We start from the raw sequence: 8,228 nt of genomic DNA, 5'->3' as shown, positions 1-8,228 counted from the left end.
CCGGCAGGCTCAAGAGATGCGAAGCATCTCAAAAAGTTTTTCTGGTTCTCTTTGTTCACAAAGAGAACAGTACCCTCGCACGTACAATAAAACCTACAATTAAACAGAATATCAGATAATGGAGAAGAAGACTAAGATAGTAGCCACGATTTCGGATCGTCATTGCGAAGTGGAATTTATCCGCGCGTTATATGAAGCAGGAATGAACGTCGTGCGGATCAACTCGGCCCACACCTCTTTCGAGGGAGCCACGAATATTGTCAACAATACCCGGGCAGTGTCCGAAAAGATCGCCATCCTGGTGGATACCAAAGGGCCGGAGATCCGGACCACCCGAATGGCCGACGAAGGAGTGCCGGTCGTCGAAGGCGGTCTGGTCACTTTGCGCGGCACGGACGATAACGACACGCTTTCCTCGGCAGACTGCATCTTTCTGAACGACAAGGACGTATTCGACGAAGTACCGGTAGGCGTCGCCGTGCTGGTCGACGACGGAGACATCGCCATGGAAGTGGTGGACAAGACCGACGGCGCGTTGATAGCCCGGGTCAAGAACAGCGGAGTGATCAAGGGACACAAAAGTGTCAACATTCCGGCAGTTCATCTGCACCTGCCGGCGCTCACCGAGCGGGACAAGGAATATATCCGGTGGGCGATCCGGATGAATCTGGACTTCATCGCCCATTCGTTCGTGCGGCACAAAGGCGATCTGCTGGACATCCAGAAAATACTGGACGAAGAGCGCAGCACGATCAAAATCATCTCGAAAATCGAAAACCAGGAAGGAGTCGACAACATTGACGAGATACTGGATCACACCTATGCCGTGATGGTGGCGCGCGGGGATTTGGGGGTCGAACTCAATGCCGAACAGATCCCGATCGTGCAGAAAAACTTAGTGCAGAAGTGCATCGAGAGCAAGAAACCGGTGATTATCGCCACCCAGATGCTGCACTCGATGATCAACAATCCGCGGCCGACGCGGGCCGAGGTGAGCGACGTGGCGAACGCCATTTTCCAGCGGGTGGACGCCATCATGCTCAGCGGCGAGACGGCCAACGGCAAGTATCCGGTGGAGGCGGTGCAGGCGATGACCAAGATCGCGCTGGCGATCGAACAGGAAGTGTCGCCCATTATCGACGTCAACATGGTGCGGATCAACAACGAGATTACGGCGCAGCTGGCCCGGTCGGCGGTGCGGGCCTGCACGAACCTGCCGGTCAAGGCGGTGCTGATCGACACGCTGTCGGGACGAACGGGACGCTATCTGGCGGCGTTCCGGGGCGAAAAACCGGTCTATGCGCTTTGCTACCGCAAGCATGTGATGCGGGAGCTGGCTCTGTCATACGGAGTGTATGCGGAGTATGCCGAGCCGGCGATCGCGCACGACCGGTTCAGTTATCAGATGTTGCTGATCCTCGAACGGGAACACAAGATTGCCAACGAGGATCTGGTCGTCGTGGTGGGCGGCTCGTTCGGGGCGGCGAAGGGAGCTTCGTTCATGGAGATCAGCAAAGTGATCCATCTGCTCAACAAAGCTATGATCGAATAACGTTTTCCCTGGCGTATTTCAGGAATGCGATTATATATTTTAATGTACTTTTCTCCTTTTTTCGGTTCGGTTCTGCGCCGGGGGCCGCTTTTAGCGGCCGGGGGACGGCGCGAGCCGAAAAATTGGAACAAAAGATGGTTGGTATGATAAAGTATATAATCGTGTTCAGGAATAGGCATTTTTCAGGAATAAAGCGGAGCGGCTTTTTACACGGAGATGGTAAAAAACCGCTTCTTTTAGTTCGGCACGGTTGTTGATTTATTATCCGCAGAGTGCAATAAAAATTGTTTAACTTAAATTTTATTCTCTATGTGGTTTTTATGGTATATTCTGATCGGTCTGGCAGCCGGATGGCTGGGCAGCCTGATTATGAAGGGCAGCGGCTCGGGCTTTTTCTGGAACATTATCATCGGGATTATCGGCGGTGTGCTGGGCGGCTGGATATTCAGCTGGTTCGGCTGGGAGCCTTCCACCCGGTTCGGCAGCCTGATCACCGCTTTGGTCGGAGCGATCGTTCTGCTCTGGATCGTCGGCATGATAAAACGGCGTCCCAGGACGCGGGCTTAGCATTCCGTATCGGAAAGACGACCGGTTCCCGTCGAAGCGCAGCGGGAACCGGCCTTTTTTATGCTGCCGCTCTTTCCCGAGGGCGGGGAATTGCCGGGAAGCAAGTTATAAACAGGTAGTGATGACTTGTTTGGCGAAACGCGTTTCCAACGTCCGGGCGATCGCGCCGGGCAATGGGTTGTAACTTACCTTTATTAAAGCAACGCAAACCCCGACAAAATCCAACGCGGCCCCGACAAAGCAATGGACTGAACTGCCCGAAACCGGCAGCAGCAGACAATTGCGCAAGGCCTTGGATGAGAAAACCGGAGCACAGGCCCCTGCACTTACCTGAAAAGCTGCATAAAGCAAGCATCTTCATAGTCATTCCCGTCAGCCGTGCGCACCCATCTCTTTTTAACAGCCGTGCTGCTGAACCCCGCCCCCTCGAACAGCCTGAGGCTCGCCGTGTTGGACACCGGAACATCCGCCCACAATTGCCGCATGTCCAGATGGCCGAACGCATACTCCGCCATGAGCCTTAAAGCTGCCGAAGCATAGCCCCGCCGTCTTTGGGAAGGTGCGTAAATCAAAATCCCCACTCCGGCCCTGCGATTGAACGGGTCGAAAGCAAACAAGTCCGCACAACCGATCGTCTCGCCCGATGAAATCAGGGCGATCATCAACCGCACCTGCCGCGCAGCGTATAAATCCAGCGAAGCCCCTTCGATAAATGCCCGCAAAGCTTCATGCGAAAAAGGCCGGGTCGTATCCCCCAAATGCCAGAGCGAGGTATCGTTTTCCCAGCGGTACATGGCTTCGAGGTCTTCCGGCTCCATAGCTCTGAGCCGTATGCGGTCGTCCTGCAACAGCATGCGTGTCGGGTGTTAAGCCTTTTCAAAAGTGATCTGCGCCCAGCCGTCGCGGGTATTGACCGCCGTGCGTCTCAGCCCTATCCTGGCGGCATGCCCCACAAGCGTGTCCACGTCGAGGTCGAGAATGCCGCTCACCAACAGCAGCCCTCCTTTCCGTAACGAAGCCGCATAGCATTCCATATCCGCCAGCAGAATATTCCGGTTGATATTGGCCAATATATAGTCGTACACCTTTCCCCGAACAGCGGTCACATCTCCGAGGATCGGACAAACTGCCGTCTGCACCCCGTTGGTCTGTATGTTCTCTACGCAATTTTCGTAAGCCCATTCGTCGATGTCCACGGCATCCACCACCACGGCGCCCCGCTGTGCCGCCAGTATGGCGAGAATACCCGTCCCGCTGCCCATATCCAGCACCGAAGCGCCGCCGAAGTCGAGGGCCAGCATCTGCTCGGCCATCAGACAAGTGGTGGCATGGTGCCCCGTGCCGAACGACATTTTGGGCATAATGACGATCTCATGCTTCGCCCCCGCTTTCGCCGGATGGAACGGCGCACGGATATGGCACATTCCGCCGCCTATGTCTATCGGCTCGAAGTGTGCCTCCCACTCTGCGTTCCAGTTCTGTTGTTCGATCTCGTTCCGCTCATAGGGATAGCCGTCCTCGTACAGGAAGTTCTGGATGCGTGTATGCGTGTCAGGGTCGGCTTCCGCCGCAGCCGGAATATAGCATTTCACGCTCCCCGCCCCCGCCATGAAGCCGTCGGGCAGGTAGTCCGAGAAGCTGTCGAAACCCATGTCGGCCAGCTCGGCGACCACGATCTCGGCCGCTTCGGGGTCTGATACGTTGATGTTGTATTCGATGTAGTTCATGGTACGATGATGTATTAAATCCCGAAGATCCAGCCTTCGATGGTCTTCCAAATCTGGCTCTGCACCTCGTCGCTCTGCGTCTTGATGCGCGCCCGGTGGCTGCCGCCCGGCTCGACGATCAGTTTCATATTCTGCTTGCCTTCGAATGCCGCCGGGTCGAGCATCGCTGCGCTCCACGGATCGTTCTGCCCATAGATGCAGATTACTTTCGGATCGTTGGCCCGATAGAATGCCGCGATTTTCCGCGAAAGGGCGTCGCTGAACCGGATGCGCCGGGCATCGTCCGGCAGCAGCACGCGCGGCAGATAGCCTTTCGCATTCTTAATGGACAGCAGCCCCTCGAACGGTGCCGTGTCATAGCCGTAGTAGCCCAGTTCCCGCTGTGCCTGTACGAAGAACGACGGCTCGTCATTGATCGCAAAGTAGTCCGGCGGAACGATCGCCGTCAGGTGATCCAGCAGCTCCTGGTGCGGCGAATCCGAAGCCGGGATCACGCTCACCGCCGTGCCCCACTGCCACATCGAGAACGGGTATTCCAGCACGCAGAGGTCGAAAACCTCGTCGATATTCGTCCGGAACGTATATTCTTTCGATTTGCAGTATTCCTCGAACAGCGGAACCAGCTCCTTGCGCCGCCGGAGCACTTCGGTCTGGAACTCGCGGATCGCCGCCCGTTCCTCGTCCGTCCCCACGCGGTCGAGGAACGGCTCGTGCCGTCCGTCCTCGACACCGAAACAGACCGGCCCCACATAGGCCACCGTCACATCCACGTCCTGCGGGTAGTACATCCGGTATATCAAGGAATTTTCGCCCCCTTTGTTCACCCCCGTACCGATCCATTTCTTCGGATACACTTCTCCCAAAGCCTGCCGGATCGCGTGCAAGTCCGCCGCTGCATTTTCAGCGTTCAGGTAGTCCCAATTCCGCAGCTCGGGGGTCGATTCCCCGAAATAGCGGTGTTCCACGAAGACCTGATTCGTTCCTAACCGCGCCGAAAGTTCCTCGCGATACCTCGGATTGAGCGCCCGCGCGCCGCCGTACCCTTCCGTCACCAGCACCGTCGGCCGGTCGAAACCGGCATGCGCCACCACGAAACGCTGCTCGAAACGACCCTCGGACGGATTCCGGTGATCGAGCGGCTGGTCGAACATCACCACGTAGCGTTCCTCGAAAAAGCCTTTGTCCAGTTCTTCGACCGAAACCACCCCTTGCAGGGCGATCAGCTTGTCGTACAGCTCCGTGGCCGAAGACAGCCCAAGCCCCGCCAGCAGCAAGGCAAAAAATGCGAATGTAAATCTCAGGTATTTCATAGTTTGTTATTTGCCGATTTCACCGTACAGGCGCATAAAAGCGCCGGTTAATGCCGACCAGCTGAAGCGCTCTTTTTCGACCCCGATATGGCTCCGGAACTCCGCCGCCTTGTGTTCGTCGTAAAACCGGCCTATCGCCGCAGCAATAGCCTCCGGAGAAACCTCGACGACATATCCCACGCGCCCGTCCGGCACGATCTCCGGCAGCCCGCCCACGTTCGTTACCACCATCGGCACGCCGAAATGGTAAGCCACCTGGGTCACTCCGCTCTGCGTCGCGCTTTTGTAGGGCTGTACCACCAAGTCCGCCGCGCCGAAATAGTTCCGCACTTGGTTCTCGTCGATATAGCGGTCGTGAACGATCACATCCTCCGCTATGCCCAAGGAGGCGATCAGCGCGTCGTATTTCTCCTTGTTCCCGTAATATTCCCCGCCGACCAATAATTTGCGGTTCGCCGTTTTGTCGCGGGCTTTGAGCATTCCCCAGGCTTCCAACAAGAGATCCAGCCCTTTGTAATTCCGGATAAACCCGAAAAACAGCACGTAATCTACCGCAGGATCCAACCCCAATGCCGCGCAAGCCTCTGCTTTGGGAACCGGCGCCCCGTACGTATCGTATATCGGATGCGGCGACATGGCCCGCAACCCCCGGTAACCGAATGAATCCAAGTCCCGTCCCACTTCGTCCGACATATAAACCGTCGCGTCCGTCTGCCGCAGGAAATAGGCTGTCAACGGCCGATCCCCCGTCCGGTGCTCGTGCGGCACGATATTGTCGGCCAACGCGATGATCCGTGTCTTCGGCGAGCGGTGCCGTATGGTCTTCGAGATCGTCCCCAGCGACGGCCCCATGAACGGCATCCAGAACCGCGGAATGACTAACTCCGGCACTTCCCGTGCGATCGCCCGTCCGACGAGCGGCCAGTTCAGCGGATTCACCGAATTGATCCTCCGCTCGATAGCCAGCCCTTCCGGCGCCTCCATCCGGGTGTACTGCGTCCGTCCGGGAAAGAGAAACGACGGGTATTGCAGCGTGAAACTGACGATCTTCACATCGTGTCCCTCCCGCCCGAAAGCGGCGGCCAGTACCTCGTCGAACTGGGCGATCCCTCCCCGGTAAGGATGCGCCGGCCCCAATATACGGATCTTCATGAGAAGCGTTTGTTGAATTAAACCACTAATATACGAAAAAGGTATTATATTTGATTGGCAAAATTGTTCAGAATCTTTTATTCCAAACCATTGTACCGCATATGAAAACGGATATCGAAATCGCGCGCTCGGTCGAAATGAAGCCGGTGACGGAAGTGGCCGCCCAGTTGGGGATCGATCCCGAAGACCTGGAGCTTTACGGAAAATACAAGGCCAAGGTGCCGCTCTCATACATTGATCCGGAACGGCTGCACAGGTCGAAACTGATCCTCGTTTCGGCCATCTCGCCCACGCCGGCGGGGGAGGGAAAGACCACCGTTTCGATCGGCCTGTCGCAGGCGTTGAACCGGATCGGCAAACGGTCGTGCGTGGTGCTGCGTGAACCGTCGCTGGGGCCGGTGTTCGGCATCAAGGGGGGAGCTACGGGCGGCGGGATGTCGCAGGTGCTGCCGATGGAGGAGATCAACCTGCATTTCACGGGCGATTTCGCGGCGGTGGAAAAGGCGCATAACCTGCTGGCGGCGTTGATCGACAATAATATTCAGAGCAAGACGCGTTCGCTGGGGCTGGATCCGCGCACGATCGCCTGGAAGCGGGTGATGGATATGAACGACCGGGCCTTGCGCGACATGGTGATCGGACTGGGAGGGGCGACCGGCGGGGTGCCGCGCGAAACGGGTTTCGACATCACGGCGGCTTCGGAGGTGATGGCGATCCTCTGTCTGGCGACGAGCATCTCGGACCTCAAACGGCGGCTGGGAGACATTTTCGTGGGGTTCACTTACGACAAGCGGCCGGTCTATGCCCGCGACCTGCATGCGGAAGGGGCTATGGCGGCGCTACTCAAAGATGCGATCAAACCGAATCTGGTGCAGACGCTCGAGGGGACACCGGCTTTGATCCACGGGGGGCCGTTCGCCAATATCGCGCAGGGAACCAATACGGTGGTGGCGACGGAAATGTCGCTGTCGCTGACGGATTATACGGTGACCGAGGCGGGTTTCGGCTTCGACCTCGGGGCGGAGAAGTTTCTCGACATCAAATGCCGGGCGGCGGGACTGGCACCGAACGCGGTGGTGTTGGTGGCGACGGTGCGGGCGCTCAAATACCACGGGGGGCAGCCGCTCAAGGAGCTGAAAACGCCGGATGTGGAGGCGTTGGAGCGGGGAATAGTCAATTTGCAGAAGCATATCGAAAATGTCGGGCTGTTCAACCTGACGCCGGTGGTGGCGGTCAACCGGTTCGCGACGGACAGCGACGAGGAGCTGCAATTCATCAAGGATTATTGCACGATGCGGGGTGTGCCGTGTGCGGTGGCGGACGTGTGGGGGCGCGGAGGTGCGGGAACGGAGGAGTTGGCTCGGCTGGTAGTGGAGGCGGCGGAAGCTCGGGGCGCGGGGGCGGATTTCCGGCCGCTCTATCCGTTGGACGAGCCGGTGGAGAAAAAGGTGGAAACGATTGCCAAGAGTGTTTACGGTGCGAAGACGGTGGATTATACGCCGAAAGCGAAGAATGCGCTGAAGCGCATCTCGGATTTGGGGCTGGAGGGTCTGGCGGTTTGTATCGCGAAGACGCAGAAGTCGCTGTCGGACAATCCGGCGCTGCTGGGGCGGCCTAAGGATTTCGTGATTACGGTGCGCGACATCGAGATCGCGGCGGGAGCGGGCTTCCTGGTGCCGATCACGGGCGAGATCATGCGCATGCCGGGCTTGCCGGAGGAACCGGCGGCGGTGCATATCGATATCGACGACGAGGGAATTATCTCGGGATTATTTTAATTCCGTTCGTTTATTTGTATTTGTGCCGTGTGTGACTGTTCTTTCTTGAAAGAAAGAACCAAAGAACTTTTGTGAAGCTGCGCTACTCCTTAGGCTCCGCAGTCCTCTTGCATTGCGTTTTCTTTGGGGCGTGGCAATAGCG

The 8,228-nt window shown here is 57.5% G+C and carries 7 protein-coding genes; 3 read left to right on the top strand and 4 right to left on the bottom strand.

Annotated features, from left to right (window positions below; genetic code table 11):
* Positions 1 to 118: 118 nt before the first annotated feature.
* Together pyk and Q0Z93_RS08805 are read left to right on the top strand one after the other, a co-directional pair.
* Positions 119 to 1,552, top strand: a complete 1,434-nt coding sequence (gene pyk, locus Q0Z93_RS08810; RefSeq protein WP_298064634.1) for a pyruvate kinase — start codon at positions 119 to 121, stop codon at positions 1,550 to 1,552.
* 309 nt (positions 1,553 to 1,861) lie between these two features.
* Positions 1,862 to 2,119 carry a GlsB/YeaQ/YmgE family stress response membrane protein gene (locus Q0Z93_RS08805; protein ID WP_298064632.1) on the top strand — a complete coding sequence of 86 codons (258 nt, stop codon included), beginning with the start codon at positions 1,862 to 1,864 and terminating at the stop codon, positions 2,117 to 2,119.
* A gap of 326 nt (positions 2,120 to 2,445) precedes the next feature.
* Here Q0Z93_RS08805 and Q0Z93_RS08800 read toward each other — a convergent pair whose 3' ends face one another.
* Genes Q0Z93_RS08800 through Q0Z93_RS08785 form a run of 4 tightly spaced genes read right to left on the bottom strand, consistent with a single transcriptional unit; the run spans position 2,446 to position 6,308 of the window.
* On the bottom strand, positions 2,446 to 2,973 hold the full coding sequence (locus tag Q0Z93_RS08800) for a GNAT family N-acetyltransferase (protein WP_298064630.1): 528 nt from the start codon (positions 2,971 to 2,973) through the stop codon (positions 2,446 to 2,448).
* Between the two features lie 12 nt (positions 2,974 to 2,985).
* Entirely contained in the window at positions 2,986 to 3,846 is an 861-nt protein-coding gene (gene prmA / locus Q0Z93_RS08795) for a 50S ribosomal protein L11 methyltransferase (RefSeq protein ID WP_298064627.1), read from the bottom strand.
* Positions 3,847 to 3,860: 14 nt separating this feature from the next.
* Positions 3,861 to 5,156, bottom strand: coding sequence for a S28 family serine protease (locus Q0Z93_RS08790; protein ID WP_298064621.1), 1,296 nt, complete (start codon positions 5,154 to 5,156; stop codon positions 3,861 to 3,863).
* A 6-nt stretch (positions 5,157 to 5,162) separates the two neighbouring features.
* On the bottom strand, positions 5,163 to 6,308 hold the full coding sequence (locus Q0Z93_RS08785) for a glycosyltransferase (RefSeq protein WP_298064618.1): 1,146 nt from the start codon (positions 6,306 to 6,308) through the stop codon (positions 5,163 to 5,165).
* A 101-nt stretch (positions 6,309 to 6,409) separates the two neighbouring features.
* Between Q0Z93_RS08785 and Q0Z93_RS08780 the strand changes: the two genes are divergently transcribed.
* On the top strand, positions 6,410 to 8,086 hold the full coding sequence (locus Q0Z93_RS08780) for a formate--tetrahydrofolate ligase (RefSeq protein WP_298064616.1): 1,677 nt from the start codon (positions 6,410 to 6,412) through the stop codon (positions 8,084 to 8,086).
* Positions 8,087 to 8,228 lie beyond the last annotated feature (142 nt).

This window comes from uncultured Rikenella sp. (assembly GCF_947628055.1).
Lineage (GTDB): Bacteria > Bacteroidota > Bacteroidia > Bacteroidales > Rikenellaceae > Rikenella.
This window is presented reverse-complemented; position numbering and strand designations above follow the sequence as displayed.